This is a genomic window from Enterobacter sp. BNK-16 (genome assembly GCF_048684955.1).
Taxonomy (GTDB): domain Bacteria; phylum Pseudomonadota; class Gammaproteobacteria; order Enterobacterales; family Enterobacteriaceae; genus Enterobacter; species Enterobacter bugandensis.
The window spans coordinates 1,780,623-1,802,497 of record NZ_JBLQTQ010000001.1 but is presented as its reverse complement, the minus strand read 5'-3'; the positions used below and the strand labels follow the sequence as shown (position 1 = coordinate 1,802,497).

The window sequence follows — 21,875 nt, the reverse complement described above, 5'->3', positions numbered from 1 at the left end:
CTCGTTATTTCTGATTAAGGCTGCCGGAGAGAATGCAGAACACCCCCATCAGGTCAGCGTGACGGATAGTGACTTCCGTCTTTTCATTCACTTTTGGTTTGGCATGGTAGGCAATGCCAAGGCCAGCCACTTTGATCATTGGCAGATCGTTCGCGCCGTCGCCAATGCCGACGGTCTGCTCGACCGGAATCTCATACTTTTCCGCCAGGCGCGTCAGGGTATTGGCTTTGTACTGGGCATCCACGATATCGCCGATCACCTGGCCGGTCAGCTTGCCGTCCATGATTTCCAGCTCGTTAGCGACCACCGTGGTCAGATGCAGTTTCTCGCGTAGATAATCCGCAAAGAAGGTAAAGCCACCGGAGGCGATCGCCACTTTCCAGCCGAGGGACTGGAGCTTCAGCACCAGCTGCGTCAGCCCCGGCATCAGCGGCAGCACGTCGCGCACCTGGCGCAGGATGTTAGCATCGGCCCCTTTCAGGGTCGCCACGCGCTGGCGCAGGCTGGCGGTGAAGTCCAGCTCGCCGCGCATCGCACGCTCGGTGACTTCCGCCACCAGCTCGCCGCTGCCTGCCAGTTTAGCAATCTCGTCAATACATTCGATCTGAATAGCGGTGGAGTCCATGTCCATCACCAGCAGACCCGGCGTTTTCAGGTGCGGAATTTTGCCGAGAGGCGCTACGTCCAGCCCGGCGTCATGCGCCAGACGCGTGGCGCGCTGCGTCAGGGAACCCGCGAGGCGGATGACCTGGTAATCTTCCACGCACCAGGCGGCGACAATGACCATCGCCGCGCCCAGTTTGGTTTGATACTGGGTCAGGCGTTGCTTATCCAGGCCGCGTCCGTACAGCAGCCAGCCGCTACGGCCAGCGTGGTAATCCAGAGGCATCACCTCATCGCCACTTAACGAGAGCGGCAATCCTGGCCATAAAGAGACATCCGTTGGCAGGTCACACCAGGTAATGTTCGGCATTAAAGCTCCTGTAATTTTGTTCGCGCCGGAAGGTTCCAGAGGGAAAATAACGCATGAGGCTACCCTGTAACCATCACTTCTGGCAACATTAAGCCCTAAATTTTCAGCAGGTGGAATATGGCTCGCGCAAAACTGAAATTCCGGCTTCATCGCGCCGTGATTGTCCTGATCTGTCTCGCACTGTTAGTCGCATTGATGCAAGGGGCATCGTGGTTTAGCCAGAATCATCAGCGGCAGCGCAACCCGCAGTTTGAAGAGCTGGCCCGTACCCTGGCGCGTCAGGTGACGCTCAACGTTGCGCCCCTGATGCGCAATGAAACGCCGGACGATAAGCGGATAGGCCAGGTCTTGCGTCAGCTCACGGAAAACAGCCGCATTCTGGATGCGGGCGTGTACGATGAAAAAGGCGACCTGATTGCCCGCGCCGGTGAGCACGTCGACGTGCGCGACAGGCTGGCGCTGGACGGCAAAAAAGCCGGAGGCTATTTCAACCAGCAGATTGTCGAACCCGTTCAGGGTAAAAATGGCCCGCTGGGGTATCTGCGCCTGACGCTGGATACCCACACCCTGCCAACAGAAGCTAAGCAGGTGGATAACACCACCAATATTCTGCGCCTGATGCTGTTACTCTCGCTGGCGATTGGCGTCGTGCTGGCGCGCACGTTGCTTCAGGGCAAGCGTACCCGCTGGCAGCAGTCGCCGTTCCTGCTGACCGCCAGCAGGTCGGTTCCCGAAGACGAAGAGAGCGAGAAGAAGGAATAGTGATAAAGTAGGCGAAAGATATGGAAAAGGAACTCTGCCATGACGACGTTACGCCTGCTTATCTCTGACTCTCACGATCCCTGGTTTAATCTCGCGGTTGAAGAGTGCATCTTCCGCCAGATGCCCGCCACCCAGCGCGTCCTGTTTCTCTGGCGTAACGCCGATACGGTGGTCATCGGCCGCGCGCAAAACCCGTGGAAAGAGTGCAACACCCGGCGTATGGAAGAGGACAACGTCCGTCTCGCACGCAGGAGCAGCGGCGGCGGCGCGGTGTTTCACGATCTGGGCAATACCTGCTTTACCTTTATGGCGGGAAAACCGGAATACGACAAAACTATCTCTACGTCTATTGTGCTCAACGCGCTCAATGCGCTCGGCGTGACGGCTGAAGCCTCGGGGCGGAACGATCTCGTGGTCAAAACGCCCGAGGGCGACCGCAAGATCTCCGGCTCCGCCTACCGCGAAACGATGGATCGCGGGTTCCACCACGGCACCCTGCTGCTGAACGCCGACCTGAGCCGTCTGGCGAACTACCTTAATCCTGATAAGAAAAAGCTCCAGGCTAAGGGCATTACCTCCGTGCGCGGACGCGTGGCGAATCTGGTGGAGCTGCTGCCGGGGATTACGCACGAGCAGATTTGCGACGCGATCCGTGAAGCGTTCTTTGAACATTACGGCGAGCGCGTGGATGCGGAAGTGATTTCGCCGGATAAGACCCCGGATCTGCCCAACTTCGCCGAAACCTTTGCACGCCAGAGCAGCTGGGAATGGAACTTCGGCCAGGCCCCGGCGTTTTCACACCTGCTGGACGAACGTTTTACCTGGGGCGGCGTGGAGCTGCACTTTGACGTGGAGAAAGGCCACATTACCCGTACGCAGGTGTTTACGGACAGCCTCAACCCGGCACCGCTGGAAGCGCTGGCGGCCCGCTTGCAGGGCTGTTTGTATCGGGCGGATATGCTGCAGCAGGAGTGCGACGCGTTAATGGGGGATTTCCCGGAGCAGGAACAAGAGTTGCAGGACTTATCGGCATGGATTGCGCAGGCAGTACGCTAGTAAAAAAGCCCGCTGGCGCTGCGCTTAGCGGGCCTGGAAAACCGTAGGCCGGGTCAGGCGAAGCCGCCACCCGGCACAACAGCTCTTACTCTTTATCGCCCAGCAGAACGGATTCCAGCGCGATTTTTATCATGTCGTTGAAGGTGGTCTGACGCTCGGCAGCGGTGGTCTGCTCGTGGGTACGGATGTGGTCAGACACGGTGCAGATGGTCAGCGCTTTCGCACCAAACTCAGCCGCCACGCCGTAGATACCCGCCGCTTCCATTTCCACGCCCAGGATGCCGTATTTTTCCATCACGTCGAACATGTCGCCTTCTGGCGAGTAGAACAGATCGGCAGAGAACAGGTTGCCCACGCGTGCGTCAACGCCCAGCGCTTTTGCCGCGTCAACCGCGTTACGCACCATGTCAAAGTCAGCGATTGCCGCAAAGTCATGATCCTTAAAGCGGATGCGGTTAACTTTAGAGTCGGTACACGCGCCCATGCCGATCACCACGTCACGCAGCTTAACGTCCATACGCACCGCACCGCAGGAGCCCACGCGGATGATTTTCTTCACGCCGAAATCGGTGATCAGCTCTTTGGTGTAGATGGAGCAGGACGGGATACCCATGCCGTGGCCCATAACGGAGATTTTGCGGCCTTTATAGGTACCGGTGAAGCCCAGCATGCCGCGAACGTTGTTCACTTCACGCACGTCTTCGAGGAAAGTTTCTGCAATGTGCTTCGCGCGCAGCGGGTCGCCCGGCATCAATACGACGTCAGCGAAATCACCCATTTCTGCATTAATGTGAGGAGTTGCCATCTTCAGTTCCTTTTACATTGTTGTTTTTGCCGGGTGGCGGCTACGCCTTACCCGGCCTACATTCTGTTCTCCCTCTCCCTGTGGGAGAGGGCCGGGGTGAGGGCATCAGGCCGCACCCAATCCGTTCAGAACATGGCCTTGCCATATTCCATGTCAGACGTACCAAAGTATTTCGCAATGGTCTGGCCGATGTCCGCGAAGGTTTCACGGTGACCGAGCGAGCCTGGCTTCACTTTCGGGCCGTACACCAGTACCGGAATATGCTCACGGGTGTGGTCGGTACCGGTCCAGGTTGGGTCACAGCCGTGGTCTGCGGTCAGGATCAGAATGTCATCTTCCCCCACCAGCTCCATCAGCTCCGGCAGACGGCGGTCAAACAGCTCCAGGCCCGCAGCATAACCGGCTACATCGCGACGGTGGCCCCAGGAGGAGTCGAAGTCCACGAAGTTGGTGAAGACAATGGTCTTATCGCCTGCTTCTTTCATCTCTTTGATAGTGGCATCGAACAGCGCATCCAGACCGGTCGCTTTCACTTTTTTGGTGATACCGCAGTTGGCGTAGATATCCGCTATTTTGCCCACGGACACCACGTGACCGCCCTTCTCGTCAACCAGCTTCTGCAGCACGGTTGGCGCCGGTGGCTCAACGGCCAGGTCATGACGGTTACCGGTACGCTGGAAGTTACCCGCTTTGTCGCCGATAAACGGACGCGCGATAACGCGGCCAATGTTGTAGCCGCCTTCGGTCAGCTCTTCACGGGCGATTTCGCACAGCTCGTAGAGTTTATCCAGGCCAAACGTCTCTTCGTGGCAGGCTATCTGGAACACGGAGTCAGCAGAGGTGTAGAAAATCGGCTTGCCGGTTTTCATGTGCTCTTCGCCGAGCTGATCCAGAATCACGGTGCCGGAAGAGTGGCAGTTACCGAGGTAGCCCGGCAGGTTGGCACGCTTCACCAGCTTATCGAGCAGCTCCTGCGGGAAGCTGTTCTCGTGATCGGAGAAGTAGCCCCAGTCAAACAGCACCGGCACACCGGCGATTTCCCAGTGACCGGAAGGGGTATCTTTCCCGGAAGAGAGCTCGTGCGCCCAGGCGTAGGCGCCCACCACTTCCGCGTTGCCGTCCATACCGGCTGCGATTTTACCGGTAGAGCCTTCATGTGCTTTTACCAGCCCGAGGCGGGTCAGGTTAGGTAGAGTCAGAGGGCCTTTACGACCGTTGTCCGCTTCGCCTTTTGCACAGGCTTCCGCGATGTGACCCATGGTATCGGAACCCACGTCACCAAAACGTTCTGCATCTTCGGTTGCGCCGATGCCGAATGAGTCCAGCACCATAATAAATGCACGTTTCATAATTGTTCTCCGTACTTAGTGCTTCATAAAAATGCGATCAGATCAGTATACCGCTATTCAGTGATACGACGATAGACCGTCGGTGTGGTTTCCGGTGCTTTATCGTCAAGAGATATTGCCGCTTTCACCGCTTTCGCCGCGTCCTGCCAGCTGGCTTCGTCTTTCGCGTGGATCACCGCCAGCGGACGTTGGCCGTCGACGCTGTCGCCCAGACGGGCCATATCGGTAAAGCCGACGCTGTAATCAATGGTGTCCGATGCCTGACGACGACCACCGCCCATAGATACAACAGCCATCCCAAGCGCGCGGGTGTCCATGGCGGAGACAAAACCTTCGCCATCCGCATAAACAGCTTTGCTGAGCATCGCGGTCGGCAGGTATTTCGCGTAGTTTTCGACGAAATCGGTCGGGCCTTTTTGCGCCGCCACCATGCGGCCAAAGATCTCCGCCGCTTTGCCGTTGTCCAGCACCGCCTGCAGTTTCGCGCGGGCTTCCGCGTCGTCTTTGGCCAGCTTGCCGGAAATCAGCATCTCCACGCACAGCGCCATGGTGACATCGAACAGGCGCGGGTTACGGTATTCGCCTGTGAGGAACTGCACGGCTTCGCGGACTTCAACCGCGTTACCGGCGCTGGAGGCCAGCACCTGGTTCATGTCGGTCAGCAGCGCGGTGGTGCGCACGCCCGCGCCGTTGGAGACGCCAACGATCGCTTCGGCAAGCTGAGCAGAGAGTTCATAGGTCGGCATAAACGCGCCGCTGCCCACCTTCACGTCCATCACCAGCGCGTCCAGCCCTTCCGCCAGTTTTTTGGCGAGGATAGAGGCGGTGATCAGCGGGATGGAGTCTACGGTGGCGGTAATATCACGCGTCGCGTAAAAACGCTTGTCTGCCGGAGCAAGAGAGCTGGTCTGGCCGATAATCGCCACACCAACGTCTTTAATAATGTCGCGGAAGCGATTGTCATCCGGGAAGATATCGAAGCCCGGAATGGCTTCCAGTTTGTCGAGCGTACCGCCGGTGTGGCCCAGGCCGCGCCCGGAGATCATGGGAACGTAACCGCCGCAGGCTGCCACCATAGGGCCGAGCATCAGCGAAGTCACATCACCCACGCCGCCGGTGGAGTGTTTGTCCACAATCGGGCCGTTGAGGTTGAGGCTTTTCCAGTCCAGAACGGTTCCTGAATCTCGCATCGCCATGGTCAGCGACACGCGCTCAGGCATCGACATATCGTGGAAGAAAATGGTCATCGCCAGAGCCGCAATCTGCCCTTCTGAGACGGTGTTGTCACGAATGCCGTTGATGAAAAAGCGAATTTCTTCGTCGCTTAAAGCAAGACCATCACGTTTTTTACGAATAATTTCTTGTGCGAGAAACACGGTAACCCCCATGCGGAATCGGGTGAATGACGGCGGGTACGCTTACCCGCCCTGCGATCCTGTAGGCCGGATAAGCGAAGCGCCATCCGGCATTGTCTGGCAATCAGTAGCTGCTTGCGCTCTTACCGTCGCCGTGACCCAGCGCCTTCAGCAGGCTTGCCAGCAGGCTGGACGCGCCGAAGCGGTAGTGACGGGAATCGGCCCAGTCGGCGCCAAACAGCTCGTCGGCGATCGCCAGGAACTGCTGCGCGTCTTCCGCGGTACGTACGCCGCCCGCAGGTTTGAAGCCCACGGTTTTGGACACGCCCATATCGCGGATAACTTCCATCATGATGCGCGCGCTTTCCGGGGTCGCATTGACCGGCACTTTACCGGTAGAGGTTTTGATGAAATCCGCACCGGCTTTGATGGAGATTTCTGACGCCTTACGAATCAGCGCCTCTTCTTTCAGCTCACCGGTTTCGATGATCACTTTCAGCAGCACGTTTGCCGCCGCACACGCGTCTTTACAGGCTTTCACCAGGTCAAAACCGACCTGCTCGTTGCCGGCAATCAGCGCGCGGTACGGGAACACCACGTCAACTTCGTCTGCGCCGTAGGCAATTGCCGCGCGGGTTTCCGCCAGCGCAATCTCAATGTCGTCATTGCCGTGCGGGAAGTTAGTCACGGTTGCAATGCGCACGTCCGGCGTGCCCTGCTCTTTCAGCGTTTTGCGGGCAATCGGGATAAAGCGCGGGTAGATACAGACGGCGGCGGTGTTACCCACTGGCGTTTTTGCCTGATGGCACAGGGCGATGACTTTTTCATTGGTGTCGTCATCGTTCAGGGTGGTCAGGTCCATCAGCTTCAACGCGCGCAGGCTGCTTGCAGTTAAATCGGTCATAACATTCTCCAACGGCAGTGCCGTATAAATTTTACCTTGCGGGTCTGTGAGTATTCTAACATTCACCCGCATCCACACTTCGACATTCATCACAGTTAATGAAAACTGCGTACAAATTTGCATTACTGTAATGAGATCTTCTTCAAACTTTAGCGTGCAAATTGCTGACTAAAGCAGCGATACCCCTTGTTGGATCAAAAGCGCCGGCAGGCTGGCTTCCTACAATCCGTTCATCATCCGCAGAACATTCAAGGAAGTGAACATGCCCGACGCCCTGCAACAACGTTGCCAGCACATTGTGACAAGCCCGGTGTTAACCCCGGAGCAAAAACGTCATTTTCTGGCGCTGGAAGCGGAAAATTATCTGCCCTACCCGACGCTATCTCCGGCCGCCCGCGCCGCGTTGGACGAGGGGTTTATCTGCGACATGTACGAAGGCCATGCGCCCTACAAACCGCGCTACGTGCTGCCGGATTATGAAAAATTCCTGGCTAACGGTTCGGAATGGCTGGAGCTGGAAGGCGCGAAAGATCTTGATGACGCCCTCTCTCTGTTAACTATTCTCTATCACCATGTTCCTTCAGTGACATCAATGCCGGTCTATCTGGGGCAGCTTGATGCGCTACTGAACCCGTATGTTAGAATTCTAACACAAGAAGAAATCGATAGCCGAATAAAACGTTTCTGGCGCTATCTCGACAGAACGCTGCCCGATGCGTTTATGCACGCCAACATCGGGCCTGCCGACGGCCCTGTCACCCGTGCCATTCTGCGTGCAGATGCTGAACTGAAGCAGGTTGCGCCCAATCTGACCTTTATCTACGATCCTGAGATCACCCCAGACGATTTACTGCTTGAGGTGGCAAAAAACATTTGTGAATGCAGCAAACCGCATATTTCAAACGGCCCGGTGAATGATAAAATTTTCACAAAAGGCCGTTTTGGGGTGGTGAGCTGTTACAACTCTCTGCCGCTGGCGGGCGGTGGCAGCACCCTGGTGCGCCTTAATCTCAAGGCAATCGCCGAACACAGCACATCCATTGACGACTTCTTCACCCGCACGCTACCGCACTACTGCCAGCAGCAAATCGCCATCATCGATGCGCGCTGCGATTTTCTGTACGGGCAATCCGGCTTCTTTGAGAATAGCTTCCTGGTGAAAGAGGGGCTGATTGATGCCGATCGGTTTGTGCCGATGTTTGGCATGTACGGTCTTGCCGAAGCGGTGAACGTACTGTGTGAGAAAGCAGGCATGGCGGGGCGTTACGGGAAAGACGAGCAGGCCAACGCGGTGGGTTATCGCATCAGCGAACAGCTTGCGGCGTTTGTTGAAAATACGCCGGTGAAGCACGGCTGGAAGCATCGCGCGATGCTGCACGCCCAGTCAGGCATCAGCTCCGATTCGGGCACCACGCCGGGGGCGCGTCTGCCGTACGGTGACGAGCCGGATCCTGTCAGTCATCTGCTGGCCGTAGCGCCGCACCATAAACACTATCATTCCGGCATCAGCGATATTTTAACGCTGGATGAGACGGTAAAACGCAATCCGCAGGCGGTGGTTCAGCTTTGCCTGGGGGCGTTCAGAGCCGGTATGCGTGAGTTCACCGCGAATGTGGCCGGTAACGATCTGGTACGCGTGACCGGCTATATGGTTCGCTTGTCGGATCTGGAGAAATACCGGGAAGCGGGTTCAAGAACGAACACCACGTGGCTGGGGGAAGAGGCCGCACGCAATACCCGTATTCTGGAACGTCAGCCGCGCGTGATAAGCCATGAACAGCAGATGCGCTTTAGTTAGTCAGGTCATCCCCTTCTCCTGCGTGGACGGGCCGGGCAGCCGCCTGGTGCTGTTCCTGCAGGGCTGCAACCTGCGCTGCAAAACCTGCCACAACCCGTGGACCATCGGGCGCTGCAACGACTGCGGGGACTGCGTGCCCCACTGCCCGCACGACGCGCTGACCATTCAGGCCGGACGCGTCTGGTGGCAGGAGAGTCACTGCCAGCAGTGCGACACCTGCCTGCGCCTGTGCCAGCAGCAGGCCACGCCCATGGCGCACCGCCTGAGCGTCGACGAGATCCTCGTTCAGGTCCGTAAATCCGCGCCCTTTATCGAAGGGATCACAGTGAGCGGCGGCGAAGCCACAACCCAACTGCCGTTTTTGATCGCCCTGTTTACCGCGATCAAAACCGATCCTGAGCTACATCATTTAACCTGCCTGGTAGACAGCAACGGTCTGCTAAGCGAAACCGGCTGGCAAAAACTGCTGCCGGTGCTGGATGGCGCAATGCTGGATCTCAAAGCGTGGGGGAATGAACATCACCGCTTCCTGACCGGACGCGAAAACCCGCAGATTAAGGAGAGTATTCGCTGGCTGGCAGACCGTCACCGTTTGACGGAGCTCCGCTTGCTGGTCATCCCGGAACAGTGTGATTATCTGGAACATATCAAACCGTTGATCGCGTTCATCCTCGAGCTGGGGAATGTTCCGGTGCGTATTAACGCGTTTCATGCACACGGAGTTTACGGCGAGGCGGCGTCATGGCGTAGCGCCACGCAGGAGGATATTGAACCGCTGGCGCGGGCGCTGGAAAAACAGAAGATAACGGTGATTCGTCCGGCGCTTTATCTATAGCGTGATGCCAAAAACCGAACGGGTATTTTCGAGCAGCGCGCTGGCAATGACCTCTTCAGGTTCCTGACGCAGTTCGCACAGCACGTTAAACACCCGCGCCGCCTGTTCCGGGCGATTCGGCTGCCCCTGAAAACCATTCAGCGGCATATCGGGGGCATCCGTTTCCAGTAACAGCGCAGAGAGAGGCAGCTGCGCCATTACGTCACGGGTTTTACTGGCGCGCGGATAGGTGATGGTGCCACCGACGCCAATTTTATAGCCCAGTTCAATAAAACGCTGCGCCTGCTGCAGGCTGCCGGAAAAACCATGCACTACGCCTCGTCGCGGCAGGTCGATGCGCTTCAGGTGCATCGCCAGTTTGTCATGAGTGCGTCGGGAGTGGAGGATCACCGGCAGATCGTGACGTTTTGCCAGCCGAAGCTGCGCGTCGAGGATCGTCTGCTGGCGTTCAAACTGCGGATCTTCGCGATAGAGATCGAGGCCGATCTCGCCGATGGCGACAAGTTTCTCTCCCGCACGTTGCAGCACCCGATCCAGCTCTTCAAGATGCTCATCACGATGGCGCTCAATCACAATCGGATGCAGGCCGAGCGCGGCATAAAGCGCGGAGTATCGCGCGGAAAGCTCCAGCACGCGGGTAAAATAGGCGGCTTCAACCGACGGCACAATGATGGCCTGCACGCCGGCTTCGGCAGCTTTCACAATGCTTTGCGCTTCATTCCCCGTAAACGGCGGGAAATCAAAGTGGCAGTGGGTATCAACAAAGCGGTGCGTCACGCCAGATCCTCATTATCCAGTAAAGCGTCATTCGCCTGCGGAATGTCCACCAGCGGCATGGTCAGGGCGTCATTGGCGACAATTGCAGGTGGCGTAATAATGCGTTTATGCCGATGCAGAGGCGGTTGCTCGGCCAGCATTTTCCCGACGGTCGCCAGGAAGTAACGCCCGCACAGCCGCCCCGTTTTATAATCCATACGCAACGCAGGCAGCCGGCTGCCCAACGCCATGCTCAGCAGCGGCTTAGGCGGATAAATTTCAAAGATGCGCAGCTTGCCCGGGGGTTTTTCAATAAAGCGCTGCATCGCGCCGTAGGTGGTTTCATGCTGCTTCGCGATGTTCACCAGCGGCTGCAGGCTGCTGTCGCCCAGCCAGCGCTCCATCCGCTTAAACCACTGGGGGGTGTAATACATTTGCGACGGAACGGTACGGATCACCACGATGGTTTTCGCCCCGCGTCGCGCGGCTTCCTGAACCGGCACCGCGTCGCTGATGCCGCCGTCCAGATAGCTGATGCCATCCAGCAGCGCGCCGGTACGATAAAAACCGGGAATAGCGCTGGAGGCGCGGATGATGTCGAGCCAGTTCTCCTTCTGCGGTGAGAAATAGCCCGGCGAATAGTCATCCCCCCGGCTGGCGCACATCCAGAATTCTTTGCCGCTATCAAACAGGCGGGCAGCGGTATCCATAGCCAGCGGCATCTGGCTGGAGGTCGACTCCAGCAGCCAGTCGAGATCGATCAGGTTGCCGCCGCGCACGAAGCGCACCGGGTTAAAAAATTCTTTCGCCGTGGTGAAGCGCATGATCACTTTTCGCGCGTAGCCGGGCTGGTTACAGACATACGCAGAGAGATTCTGCGCCCCGGCGGACGTGCCGAAGTAGAGGTCAAACGGGTTGAACTGCGCGCGCATAAATTCATCCAGCACGCCGGCGGTGAAAATGCCGCGCTGTCCTCCCCCCTCGCAGACCAGAGCGAGTTGACCCGCACTAAACGGTTTTAACGTCAGCGGCGCAATATTGCCGAGCGTAACGGGAATTCGTTGCCCCACCTCTGCTTTCCTGTTTTGATTATTTTATCACTCCACAGTAACGCACCCGACCTGTAACGCAAATAAGAAAAAGCCAGTCGCAGTGACTGGCTTTATTTTGTTGAAGGAATATTGCGTTTGCTACGGACGTCTACGACCCGTAAACAGGCTGACCAGGAACAGAATAATACCGACGACGAAGACAATTTTAGCTGCCCATGCCGCTGTACCTGCCAGACCACCAAAGCCCAATGCGGCGGCAATTAACGCGATAACCAGAAATATAATGCCCCAACGAAACATAAGCTTCTCCTTTACCATAGTTAATGTCGGCCGCTAAACGTGAGCGCTCAGGTCACTCACCGGCGTTTTTCCAGAGTCGTTCTTATTTCGCCCGCAGGGTTAAACCTTACGGGCGAATGGTCCAGAATTACTTCGTTTTCAGATCGTTTTTAACGCTTTTAACACCATCAATGGCTTTCGCAATTGACTCGGCGCGTTCACTTTGCGCCTGTGAATCAACCGTACCGGAAAGCTGAACCACGCCATCGGTGGTTTCCACTTTCACCTTACGAGACGGCACGATGTCATCTGCTAACAGTTTAGCTTTGATTTCGCTGGTAGTAGCGGCATCACCGGCATAACCTTTCACCGAGGCGTTTTTACCGTCGCGAACGTGCAGTTTATCGCTCACGGATGCGACACCTTCGACACCCTTCGCCACCTTCACAGCCTGTTCGGCCTGGGCCTGGCTTTCAACAAAGCCACTCAGGGTAACGACCTTTTTGTCGGTCTTAACGGAAATATCAGTGCTCTTGATGGCTTCATCATCCACCAGTGCGGCTTTCACTTTTGCTGTGATAGAGCTGTCGTCCATGAAATTACCGACTTTATTCATAGAGCTATCGATTTTTTGCCCTGCGGTGTCGGCCGTGGACTGTGCTTTATCCATGGTGCTGCTTTCCGCCAGGGCGGAACCGCTAACCAGAACGCTACCCAGTGTTACAGCCAGCAGAGTTTTAGAAATCTTCAGTCTTGTCATATTCATCGATGTATTCCTGTGTTTACCCGTTATTCGGGCTAAATACTTCCTTAGTAGTTTTATATATCGCGAATAAACACACGGGTGAAATGGAGAACCAATCGACATGCATTGAACAGTTAATTCATCCATGCCCGGTGCTAAACACTGAGTTAAATATAGATCACTCTCACAATGCCGCTTTCAGAATTGCGTAAAAAACGCGCGAATAGCGTGAATTTGCGGTGAATTAAGAACATTCCGCAAGGGACTAATAAGACAGGAATAAAAGAAGAGCACGGCGATTGCCGTGCTCCGGGAGGGGATTAGTGTTCGCGCGTTTTGCGGAACTGAACGTCTGGATAACGTTCCTGCGTCAGGTTCAGGTTGACCATCGTTGGCGCGATATAGGTCAGGTTGTCGCCGCCATCAAGCGCCAGCTGAATTTCGTTCTTACGCTTAAATTCTTCGAATTTCTTCACGTCAGAACACTCAACCCAGCGCGCGGTCGCCACGTTGACCGATTCGTAAATCGCTTCCACGTTGTACTCGCTCTTCAGGCGCGCAACCACCACGTCGAACTGCAGCACACCGACCGCGCCGACAATCAGATCGTTGTTGGCGATTGGACGGAACACCTGCACGGCGCCCTCTTCAGAAAGCTGGACCAGGCCTTTCAGCAGCTGTTTCTGCTTCAGCGGATCGCGCAGACGAATGCGACGGAACAGCTCCGGTGCGAAGTTCGGAATACCCGTGAACTTCATCATCTCGCCCTGGGTGAAGGTATCGCCGATCTGGATCGTACCGTGGTTGTGCAGACCGATGATGTCGCCCGGATATGCCTCTTCAACGTGCGAACGGTCGCCCGCCATAAAGGTCAGCGCGTCGGAAATCACGACATCTTTACCGATGCGCACCTGGCGCAGCTTCATGCCCTTCTCATACTTACCGGACACCACGCGCATGAAGGCCACGCGGTCGCGGTGTTTCGGGTCCATGTTGGCCTGAATTTTAAAGACGAAGCCGGTGAACTTCTCTTCCTTCGCTTCCACTTCGCGGGTGTCGGTTTTACGCGGCATCGGCTGAGGTGCCCACTCCACCAGACCGTCCAGCATGTGGTCAACGCCGAAGTTACCCAGCGCGGTACCGAAGAAGACCGGGGTAATTTCGCCGCTCAGGAACAGCTCTTTGTCGAACTCGTGAGACGCACCCTTCACCAGCTCCAGCTCGTCGCGCAATTGCGCGGCCAGCTCTTCGCCAACGGCGGCATCGAGATCCGGGTTGTCCAGACCTTTCACAATGCGCACTTCCTGAATGGTGTGGCCTTTACCGGTCTGATACAGGTAAGTTTCGTCTTTATAGAGGTGATAAACCCCTTTGAACAGCTTACCGCAGCCAATTGGCCAGGTGATTGGCGCACAGGCGATCTTCAGCTCGTTTTCCACTTCATCCATCAGCTCCATCGGATCGCGGATGTCACGGTCGAGTTTGTTCATGAAGGTGAGGATCGGCGTATCGCGCAGACGAGTAACTTCCATCAGCTTGCGGGTACGATCTTCTACACCCTTCGCGGCGTCGATCACCATCAGACAGCAGTCCACCGCCGTCAGGGTACGGTAGGTATCTTCGGAGAAGTCTTCGTGCCCCGGGGTGTCCAGCAGGTTCACCAGGCAGTCGTGATACGGGAACTGCATCACGGAGGTGGTAATCGAAATACCACGCTGCTTTTCCATCTCCATCCAGTCAGATTTTGCATGCTGGCTGGAGCCACGGCCTTTAACGGTACCCGCAGTCTGGATCGCCTGTCCGAACAGCAACACCTTCTCGGTGATGGTCGTTTTACCGGCATCCGGGTGCGAGATAATGGCAAAAGTACGGCGCTTGGCCACCTCTTGCAGATAAGGAGACAACGTCATAATTAAATCTTCTTTTATAAGCGCGGCAGCACGCCACGCATCATGGAATACAAAATTGCGGCTATTTTACCCATCAACGGGGGGCAGGCAATCATTGTTTACACAGGAGTTGCTCCAGTTCGGTCAATGACGTGACGGTCCAGGTTGGCTCGATGCCTTCAGGCTTCACGCGGCCATGCGCATTCAGCCAGACGGTCGACAAACCTGACTTCATACCGCCAAGAATATCAGACTCTGCGGTATCACCCACCATCAGCACGCGATCGCGGTCGGGATTACCGGCCTGCGCCAGCGCATAATCGAAAATTCGCGGATCCGGTTTCGGCACGCCGACCTCTTCCGAGATCACCAGCGCATCGAAATGATCGCGCAGGCCGGTGCGCTCCAGGCGGATTTGCTGCAGCGCAGTGAAGCCGTTAGTGATGATCCCCAGTTTCACCTTGCCTTTCAACGCATTCAGCAGGGAAATCGCGCCCGGCAGGGGCGCACAGATATCGGCCATGGCGTTAAGGAAAGCCTCGTTCAGCGTCCCCGGACTGACCTTTAAGCGTTCCGCCCAGACGTCAAATCGCTGGTGCTGAAGCTGTAACGCGGTGATGGCACCGTTCTGGTAATCCACCCACAGCGGCTTGTTCACCGCCTGATAGTCCTGAAAATCTTCGGCGGTGAAGGTCACGCTATAGTCGAGAAACATCCGCTGTAGGCCGCCGAACGAGTCAAACGTAAACAGCGTTTCGTCGGCATCAAAGAAAATCCAGTCCCATTTCATCGTTACAACCTTATATTCGTTATCCAATTGGCAGAGCCATGATAATGGCGTCTTCACGTCCCTCTGCGGTGGGGTAGTAGTTACGTCGGACTGTCGCCTCGTTAAAGCCTAAGCTTTCATAGAGCGCGATGGCGGCGACATTCGACGCGCGCACCTCCAGCCACAGGGTGAAAACGTCGCGGGTTTCGAGCTCACGAATGAGATGCTCAAGCAGTTCTCTGCCCAGCCCACGGCGCTGAAACGCCGGGTCGACGGCGATGTTAAACAACGTCGCCTCGTCAAGAACCACCTGCGTGATGGCAAACGCGGCCAGAGTGCCGTCAACGTCCAGACGGTAGTTCAGATAGCGCTCGCCCTGATTGCTGGCAAACGTTTTTTCGCTCCACGGAAAGGCGTGGGCGCGTGTTTCAATCGCGAACGCTGCGGTCAGGTCAGGCGTCGTGAGGGAAGAAATCGTGTTCATATTCGCAGATTTGTTGCCATAGCGCGCTGCGCGCCTTTGGATTGGCTTTCAGCTCGTCCAGCGCTGGTGAGCTGATTTGGCTCCCCTGAAGAGAGATGTCGTTTGTCTCTCCGATGCGCCAGCTGTTACAGCGGCTATCAGGAGGAAGCATGGCAACCCGTTCCGGCGTCAGCTGTAAGACCTGGTCGGGCGTCAGCTTCAGGCTGCGAAGGACATCACCGATCAGGGGCTCATTCAGGGCAGGCAGTTCTTCCGCCACCATCACCAGCCGAACGTGCGCGGGGATGGAGATGGCGATTTCGCCCTGCAACGCCGTCGGGCGACGCAAAGCCCACTGGGTGATGCCCAGCTGCTGCAACTGCCAGTCTCGTCGGGATGTCATAGGGATAACTCCTGTCTCTCAGGCGCGCAAATATAGCAAATGTGTCGAAAGTGCGCCATCTACCTACTATAATCCCCGCCTGAGTTTATTGAGGAACAATTCATGTCTGCATTTACCCCGGCAAGTGAAGTCTTGCTGCGTCACAGTGATGATTTCGAAGAAAGCCGTATTCTGTTTGCCGGAGATATGCAGGATGACCTGCCCGCGCGTTTCGACTGTGCTGAAAGCCGTGCCCACACCCAATACTACCACCACTGGCAGGTGCTGAGCCGCCAGATGGGCGAGCGCGCACGCTTCAGCCTGGTGGCGGAGCAGAGCGATATTGCCGACTGCGATACGCTGATCTACTACTGGCCGAAGAACAAGCCAGAAGCCCAGTTCCAGCTGATGAACCTGCTCTCCCTGCTGCCGGTTGGCTGCGATATTTTCGTGGTCGGTGAAAACCGCAGCGGTGTCCGTAGCGCCGAGCAGATGCTGGAAGCCTACGCGCCGCTGACCAAAGTCGACAGCGCACGTCGCTGCGGTCTGTATCATGGCCGTCTGGAAAAGCAGACAACGTTCGATGCCAACACCTTCTGGGACGAGTATCAGCTTGACGGCCTGACCATCAAAACCCTGCCGGGTGTCTTCAGCCGTGACGCGCTGGATACGGGCAGCAAGCTGCTGCTCTCCACCCTGACGCCGCACACCAAAGGCAAAGTGCTGGACGTGGGCTGCGGCGCGGGCGTGCTTTCAACGGTGCTTGCCAGCCATTCACCAAAAGTGCGTTTAACCCTGTGTGACGTGAGCGCCCCGGCGGTAGAAGCCAGCCGCGCAACGCTTGCGGCCAACGGCATTGAAGGCGACGTGATTGCCAGCAACGTCTTCTCTGACGTCACCGGCCGCTTTGACATGATCATCTCTAACCCGCCGTTCCACGACGGGATGGAAACCAGCCTCGAAGCTGCGCAAACCCTGATCCGTGGCGCGACTCGTCACCTCAACAGCGGCGGCGAGCTGCGCATCGTGGCGAACGCCTTCCTGGCGTACCCGAAAGTGCTGGACGAAACCTTCGGCTTCCACGAGGTGATCGCCCAGACGGGCCGCTTTAAGGTCTACCGCACCGTGATGACGCGTCAGGCAAAGAAATAATTCGCCATACAATGCAGGCCGGATAAGCGCCAGCGCCATCCGGCAAGCAGGCGTCGCAATTCCGTCCATTTTTGCAGCAATCAATAAAAGGCGCGCACTTTTCTGTTGACGTAAAGCTGAAAACATCTAGAATGCGCCTCCGTGGTTACGATACTTTTACAGTATCGATGGTATGCGAAGGTGGCGGAATTGGTAGACGCGCTAGCTTCAGGTGTTAGTGTCCTTACGGATGTGGGGGTTCGAGTCCCCCCCTCGCACCATAAATCACGTTGATATTGCTCGCACTGGGCGAAGGTGGCGGAATTGGTAGACGCGCTAGCTTCAGGTGTTAGTGTCCTTACGGATGTGGGGGTTCGAGTCCCCCCCTCGCACCAACGAGGCGATATCAAAAATAGTAAGATGACTGTGCGAAGGTGGCGGAATTGGTAGACGCGCTAGCTTCAGGTGTTAGTGTCCTTACGGATGTGGGGGTTCGAGTCCCCCCCTCGCACCAATTATCTTATCTCCCTTCTGTAATACCTCTTATTTTCCCTGTTATTTCAAACTCATCATTATCACCAGAATTGCGCTGACTAATGCGACGCATGATGGCAGTAACACATAATGGCGTAGGTGCTTATGCCAGATCATGCCTGACGTCATCAGCAGCCCTGACACAATGATGGCCTTCCAGCTTTCGATGGAGAGATCGGCAAACATCAAACCGCCAAGGATTACGCCCGGCAGCAATACTCCCCATGCACTTCCCAGCGCCCTGTTCAACATACATCGCCCTTTCATAACGATAATGATAAACAATATCATATGATAAAAATTATCATTTGTCAGCGCAATGAAGCAAAAAAAATCGCCCTTTCTCCTTATGTAGAATGACAGAAATTTCCTAAGGTGATAAATTGCTCACCTGTTAACTACACATAAAGTTTTTCTTATAATTACGCTTTGAGTTTTTTGCATAATTAAGTGCGAAAGCACACCTATTCATCTGTTTTAATTAAGTTTTAATAAAAACGCACGACTATGACATCACAATCCTGGCGGTCTTTGGTTCAAAGAAAATATCAATTATCGTTACGTTTATTTTTATTTCTGAACGCAACGTCAGCCGTGTTCTCGGTAACAAACCCGCTCTATTCTGTACGCGTGTTTTCTGCCCCTCTGATTGCTATTTTCGCGATCAGTACTGGCCTGTTCGTCTGGCACTGGAAAAAGCGCGCGCGGAAGATAAATATTCCTGCCGTTTCAGCAATCTTTGGTATTTTGTGGGCCTGGCAAATAGATTCGAAATTTTCGCTAATTACCCATGACCAGGCGATGTATTTGATAATAGCTTTACTCACGGTGCTTTTTATCGGAACGCTGGCCTTCGCCAGTAATATCAAAGCATTTACGCTGCACTCGCTCCCCGCCTTTATTGTCTGCGTGTGGTTAAGTGACCAGGATATGTGGCTAAGAATGTCCTATTCTTTCGCACTTCCTGTGGTAGCTATTGCTATTCATAACATTTTGCAACGGCGCAACGATCGCTTCGCCCAGGAGCTGCTCTCTCGTCTGCTGGAAGAACGGGAAACTCTGACCGATCTCAGTATGATGGACCCGCTAACCGGGCTCTATAATCGTCGCGGCCTGCAGAGCCGTCTGGAGAACCTGCCAGCGGTAGAAAACGGCGAACATTTTGTTCTTTTGATGGATATCGACCACTTCAAAGCCTATAACGACCATTATGGCCATATGATGGGTGACCAGGCGCTGAAGCGCGTCTCTGCGGCAATTCGTGATGCCGTCCGTTCGCGCGATATTGTGGCGCGTTTCGGTGGGGAAGAGTTCATGGTGCTGCTGACGAATATTTCACTTGAACACGCCCGCCATACGGCAGAGCGGATCCGTCAGAAAGTCTATGATTTGAAAATCCCCCATCTGTTCAACGAAAGCGTCGCCACCAATGTCACCATCAGCATCGGTATTGCCATTTTCGAAAATGAGGACGTGGAAAGCGCTCTGGAGAGAGCGGACAGAGCCCTCTATGAAGCAAAGCATTTAGGTCGCAATAACATTCTGCTGAGTGAAGAGCTACAAACCGCTTAAGCGCGTCTTCGGTTAATCAGGACAAAAGTCTTGCCATTGGTATGAGCAATAGTTAGGATTGGCAATCATTATCATTTAGATTTCTATCTCAACTATGGCTACGCATACCGCACACATCGTTGAACCACTCCTCTGGCGAGCGCCGCTCACCAGCGGGAATGCGTCGCTTGCGGATGCCATACGGGACAAGATTGCTAAGACGCGCGCCCACCTGCTGGACTTTATCAGGCTTGATGAAGCGCCCCCGCACCACGCCATGACGCTCGCTGAGTGGCAGCAGCCCTCTACGCTGCAGTCGCTGCTTGCAACCTATTCCGACCATATCTATCGCAATCAGCCGACCCTAACGCGGGAAAATAAACCTCTGCTTTCCCTGTGGGCACAATGGTATATCGGGCTGATGGTTCCCCCGCTCATGCTGGCGGTATTAACCCAAAAGAGCATGCTGGCGCTCTCCCCGGATCATTTTCACGTCGAGTTCCACGAAACTGGCCGAGCAGCCTGCTTCTGGATTGATCTGCACGAAGATTGCGGCGCAGAGCAGTTCTCTGCTCAGGAACGTCTGGAACAGCTTGTCATCCAGGCCCTGATCCCAGTGGTAGAGGCACTTGAAGCAACGGGCGAGATTAACGGGAAGCTTATCTGGAGTAATACCGGGTATTTAATTCACTGGTATTTAACGGAAATGAAGCCGCTGCTTGGCGATGAGAAAGTGGAGGCCCTGCGCCAGTCCTGCTTCTTTGCCAAACAGCTTTCCGATGGCCGCGATAACCCGTTATTCCGTACCGTTGTGCTCCGTGACGGGCTTCTGGTACGCCGTACCTGCTGCCAGCGCTATCGCCTGCCGGACGTTAAGCAGTGCGGGGATTGCACGCTGAAGTAGTGCAGTGAATTGCCCGGTGACGCTTCGCTTACCGGGCCTACAAAAACCTCGACTCGTAGGCCGGGTAAGGCGCAGCCGCCACCCGGCACAACGTCTTTAAGCCACCTGCTGATTGTCCTCTTCCGCATTACGCTGCGCTTCTTCCGCTTCCTGCTCCAGCAGCTGTTTCTCGTACACTTTAAAGAACGGGTAGTAGATGATTGCCGACACGCAGGCCAGAACCACAACCAGGATAGCCGCGCGGAAATCCCAGCCCAGGGCCCATGCTGCGCCTATCGGTGCCGGTGCCGTCCAGGGAACCACTGAAATAACACGACCAATCAGATCAAACGTCATCGCCGCCCAGGCCAGCACGGCGTTAACCATCGGGGCTAGCAGGAACGGAATAAAGAACACCGGGTTCATTACAATCGGCGTACCGAAGATAACGGGTTCGTTGATGTTGAAGAAGCTGGGCACCACGCTCAATCGGCCAATAGAGCGTAAATGCGCTGAACGGCTGCGCAGATAGCAAATCACCAGACCCATCGTTGCACCCGACCCGCCAATCACGATGAAGAACGTCCAGAAGGCTTCCATAAAAATATGTGGCAGAGGATGGCCGGCGGCCAGCGCGGTCTGGTTCGCTCCAAGGTTAGTCAGCCAGAACATCTGCAGCATCCCGGAGACAATAGCCGCCCCGTGGATCCCGGCGAACCACAGCAGGTGACCAATCAACACCGCCAGCAGGATCGCGGGCAGCGAATCCGCCGCGGAAACCAGAGGTTTGAAGATGGACATAATTGCCTGCGGGATCAGCATGTCAAACTGAGACTGAATCACCAGGCTCAGCGGATAAAGCGTTAACACCACCACCAGCACCGGGATCAGCAGATCAAAGGAGTTTTTGATCATCGGCGGCACCTGGTCCGGCAGGCGAATACCGATGTTATGCGCCTTCAGGAAACGCATCATTTCAACGCAGTAAATCGCCACCAGAATGGCGGTAAAAATACCCGTTCCGCCCAGGCTGTCGACGGGAAGCGTGCCTTTGGTTTTTGGGGCGGCAACCAGCAGAAATGCCATCAGCGACAGCATGGCGCACATGAACGGATCCAGCTGGTGCGTTTTGACATAATGTTTGCCAAGGTTATAGGCGATGGCCGCGCAGATATAAATGGACATAATGCCCATAGTCATATCAAACGGCGTCAGGATCTGGCCTTCAAACTGCTTCGCCATATCCAGCCAGGCGCGTGCGAAACCCCAGGTGGTATCTGGCGAAAACGGTGGGTAAGCAAACACTAATAAAAATGAACCCACAATCATGAACGGCATCGCAGAGATGAACCCATCACGGATAGCCATGACATGACGCTGGGACGAGATCCGCCCGGCAATCGGGCTCACGTAATTTTCAACGAAACGGAATATCAGATTAAACGCAGCATGGTTGGCAGACATGGTTGATCTCCTGTCAGACGTTTATTACAGGCGCGCTCGCGCCGCACGTTGTTCCATAAATCAGCTTCACAACCTTGCTGGCTTGCGTACCAGCGGTACTGCTCAGACGAAATGGTTTCATAATTGGCTCTTATTATTGG

22 protein-coding genes and 3 tRNA genes are annotated in these 21,875 nt (G+C 55.6%); 10 read left to right on the top strand and 15 right to left on the bottom strand.

All coding sequences use genetic code 11. From position 1 onward, the window contains the following. Nucleotides 1-4: 4 nt before the first annotated feature. Nucleotides 5-973 carry a phosphoserine phosphatase gene (gene serB, locus ACMGGH_RS08720; RefSeq protein ID WP_028015444.1) on the bottom strand — a complete coding sequence of 323 codons (969 nt, stop codon included), beginning with the start codon at nucleotides 971-973 and terminating at the stop codon, nucleotides 5-7. 117 nt (nucleotides 974-1,090) lie between these two features. Between serB and ACMGGH_RS08715 the strand changes: the two genes are divergently transcribed. Then, entirely contained in the window at nucleotides 1,091-1,735 is a 645-nt protein-coding gene (locus ACMGGH_RS08715) for a YtjB family periplasmic protein (RefSeq protein ID WP_028015443.1), read from the top strand. 39 nt (nucleotides 1,736-1,774) lie between these two features. Beyond that, the gene (lplA, locus tag ACMGGH_RS08710; RefSeq protein ID WP_232948639.1) at nucleotides 1,775-2,791 is read left to right on the top strand and encodes a lipoate--protein ligase LplA; all 1,017 of its coding nucleotides are present in this window, start codon (nucleotides 1,775-1,777) and stop codon (nucleotides 2,789-2,791) included. A gap of 85 nt (nucleotides 2,792-2,876) precedes the next feature. Here lplA and deoD read toward each other — a convergent pair whose 3' ends face one another. The 4 genes from deoD to deoC all read right to left on the bottom strand — a co-directional run bounded on the left by deoD (nucleotide 2,877) and on the right by deoC (nucleotide 7,204). After that, entirely contained in the window at nucleotides 2,877-3,596 is a 720-nt protein-coding gene (gene deoD / locus ACMGGH_RS08705) for a purine-nucleoside phosphorylase (protein WP_003856538.1), read from the bottom strand. A 125-nt stretch (nucleotides 3,597-3,721) separates the two neighbouring features. Beyond that, nucleotides 3,722-4,945: a phosphopentomutase gene (gene deoB / locus ACMGGH_RS08700; RefSeq protein WP_028015441.1), complete on the bottom strand. Its 1,224-nt coding sequence runs from the start codon at nucleotides 4,943-4,945 to the stop codon at nucleotides 3,722-3,724. Nucleotides 4,946-4,998: 53 nt separating this feature from the next. Beyond that, the gene (gene deoA / locus ACMGGH_RS08695; RefSeq protein ID WP_041911290.1) at nucleotides 4,999-6,321 is read right to left on the bottom strand and encodes a thymidine phosphorylase; all 1,323 of its coding nucleotides are present in this window, start codon (nucleotides 6,319-6,321) and stop codon (nucleotides 4,999-5,001) included. A gap of 103 nt (nucleotides 6,322-6,424) precedes the next feature. Further along, on the bottom strand, nucleotides 6,425-7,204 hold the full coding sequence (gene deoC, locus ACMGGH_RS08690) for a deoxyribose-phosphate aldolase (RefSeq protein WP_003856543.1): 780 nt from the start codon (nucleotides 7,202-7,204) through the stop codon (nucleotides 6,425-6,427). 262 nt (nucleotides 7,205-7,466) lie between these two features. On the opposite strand from deoC, the gene ACMGGH_RS08685 reads away from it, so the two are divergent. Together ACMGGH_RS08685 and ACMGGH_RS08680 are read left to right on the top strand one after the other, a co-directional pair. Continuing rightward, nucleotides 7,467-9,002: a YjjI family glycine radical enzyme gene (locus tag ACMGGH_RS08685; protein ID WP_232948640.1), complete on the top strand. Its 1,536-nt coding sequence runs from the start codon at nucleotides 7,467-7,469 to the stop codon at nucleotides 9,000-9,002. Further along, complete coding sequence (locus tag ACMGGH_RS08680) at nucleotides 8,977-9,837, top strand: YjjW family glycine radical enzyme activase (protein ID WP_232948641.1); 861 nt, start codon at nucleotides 8,977-8,979, stop codon at nucleotides 9,835-9,837. The genes ACMGGH_RS08685 and ACMGGH_RS08680 overlap by 26 nt, the downstream gene beginning before the upstream one ends. Here ACMGGH_RS08680 and ACMGGH_RS08675 read toward each other — a convergent pair. The 8 genes from ACMGGH_RS08675 to ACMGGH_RS08640 form a co-directional block, all read right to left on the bottom strand. After that, nucleotides 9,832-10,614 carry a TatD family hydrolase gene (locus tag ACMGGH_RS08675; RefSeq protein ID WP_232948642.1) on the bottom strand — a complete coding sequence of 261 codons (783 nt, stop codon included), beginning with the start codon at nucleotides 10,612-10,614 and terminating at the stop codon, nucleotides 9,832-9,834. The two genes, ACMGGH_RS08680 and ACMGGH_RS08675, sit on opposite strands and share 6 nt — an antisense overlap. Then, nucleotides 10,611-11,663 (bottom strand): patatin-like phospholipase family protein, encoded by a 1,053-nt coding sequence (locus ACMGGH_RS08670; protein ID WP_032644971.1) that lies wholly within the window; start codon nucleotides 11,661-11,663, stop codon nucleotides 10,611-10,613. Before ACMGGH_RS08670 ends, ACMGGH_RS08675 begins: the two co-directional genes overlap by 4 nt. Nucleotides 11,664-11,783: 120 nt before the next feature. Beyond that, nucleotides 11,784-11,945, bottom strand: coding sequence for a DUF1328 domain-containing protein (locus tag ACMGGH_RS08665; RefSeq protein WP_003856556.1), 162 nt, complete (start codon nucleotides 11,943-11,945; stop codon nucleotides 11,784-11,786). Nucleotides 11,946-12,072: 127 nt separating this feature from the next. Then, nucleotides 12,073-12,690, bottom strand: coding sequence for a molecular chaperone OsmY (gene osmY, locus ACMGGH_RS08660; RefSeq protein ID WP_028015434.1), 618 nt, complete (start codon nucleotides 12,688-12,690; stop codon nucleotides 12,073-12,075). 299 nt (nucleotides 12,691-12,989) lie between these two features. Then, entirely contained in the window at nucleotides 12,990-14,579 is a 1,590-nt protein-coding gene (gene prfC / locus ACMGGH_RS08655) for a peptide chain release factor 3 (RefSeq protein WP_028015433.1), read from the bottom strand. A 91-nt stretch (nucleotides 14,580-14,670) separates the two neighbouring features. Beyond that, the gene (gene yjjG, locus ACMGGH_RS08650; RefSeq protein WP_232948643.1) at nucleotides 14,671-15,348 is read right to left on the bottom strand and encodes a pyrimidine 5'-nucleotidase; all 678 of its coding nucleotides are present in this window, start codon (nucleotides 15,346-15,348) and stop codon (nucleotides 14,671-14,673) included. Nucleotides 15,349-15,367: 19 nt separating this feature from the next. After that, the gene (rimI, locus tag ACMGGH_RS08645; protein ID WP_028015431.1) at nucleotides 15,368-15,811 is read right to left on the bottom strand and encodes a ribosomal protein S18-alanine N-acetyltransferase; all 444 of its coding nucleotides are present in this window, start codon (nucleotides 15,809-15,811) and stop codon (nucleotides 15,368-15,370) included. Next, nucleotides 15,780-16,193 carry a DNA polymerase III subunit psi gene (locus tag ACMGGH_RS08640; RefSeq protein WP_041911296.1) on the bottom strand — a complete coding sequence of 138 codons (414 nt, stop codon included), beginning with the start codon at nucleotides 16,191-16,193 and terminating at the stop codon, nucleotides 15,780-15,782. Before ACMGGH_RS08640 ends, rimI begins: the two co-directional genes overlap by 32 nt. 102 nt (nucleotides 16,194-16,295) lie before the next feature. Between ACMGGH_RS08640 and rsmC the strand changes: the two genes are divergently transcribed. From rsmC to ACMGGH_RS08620, 4 genes are all read left to right on the top strand, one after another. After that, the gene (gene rsmC / locus ACMGGH_RS08635) at nucleotides 16,296-17,324 is read left to right on the top strand and encodes a 16S rRNA (guanine(1207)-N(2))-methyltransferase RsmC (RefSeq protein WP_047363626.1); all 1,029 of its coding nucleotides are present in this window, start codon (nucleotides 16,296-16,298) and stop codon (nucleotides 17,322-17,324) included. Between the two features lie 174 nt (nucleotides 17,325-17,498). Beyond that, nucleotides 17,499-17,584 (top strand) — tRNA-Leu (locus tag ACMGGH_RS08630). A 28-nt stretch (nucleotides 17,585-17,612) separates the two neighbouring features. Beyond that, a tRNA-Leu gene (locus ACMGGH_RS08625) sits at nucleotides 17,613-17,698 on the top strand. Between the two features lie 33 nt (nucleotides 17,699-17,731). Beyond that, nucleotides 17,732-17,817: transfer RNA gene (locus tag ACMGGH_RS08620), tRNA-Leu, on the top strand. A 41-nt stretch (nucleotides 17,818-17,858) separates the two neighbouring features. Here ACMGGH_RS08620 and ACMGGH_RS08615 read toward each other — a convergent pair. Next, the gene (locus ACMGGH_RS08615; protein WP_032644970.1) at nucleotides 17,859-18,128 is read right to left on the bottom strand and encodes a DUF1435 domain-containing protein; all 270 of its coding nucleotides are present in this window, start codon (nucleotides 18,126-18,128) and stop codon (nucleotides 17,859-17,861) included. A gap of 216 nt (nucleotides 18,129-18,344) precedes the next feature. Between ACMGGH_RS08615 and ACMGGH_RS08610 the strand changes: the two genes are divergently transcribed. Then, complete coding sequence (locus ACMGGH_RS08610; RefSeq protein ID WP_227442046.1) at nucleotides 18,345-19,409, top strand: GGDEF domain-containing protein; 1,065 nt, start codon at nucleotides 18,345-18,347, stop codon at nucleotides 19,407-19,409. Between the two features lie 94 nt (nucleotides 19,410-19,503). After that, nucleotides 19,504-20,292 (top strand): siderophore-iron reductase FhuF, encoded by a 789-nt coding sequence (fhuF, locus tag ACMGGH_RS08605; protein ID WP_232948645.1) that lies wholly within the window; start codon nucleotides 19,504-19,506, stop codon nucleotides 20,290-20,292. A 96-nt stretch (nucleotides 20,293-20,388) separates the two neighbouring features. Here fhuF and ACMGGH_RS08600 read toward each other — a convergent pair whose 3' ends face one another. Further along, nucleotides 20,389-21,735, bottom strand: coding sequence for a PTS sugar transporter subunit IIC (locus tag ACMGGH_RS08600; RefSeq protein WP_180262112.1), 1,347 nt, complete (start codon nucleotides 21,733-21,735; stop codon nucleotides 20,389-20,391). Nucleotides 21,736-21,875 lie beyond the last annotated feature (140 nt).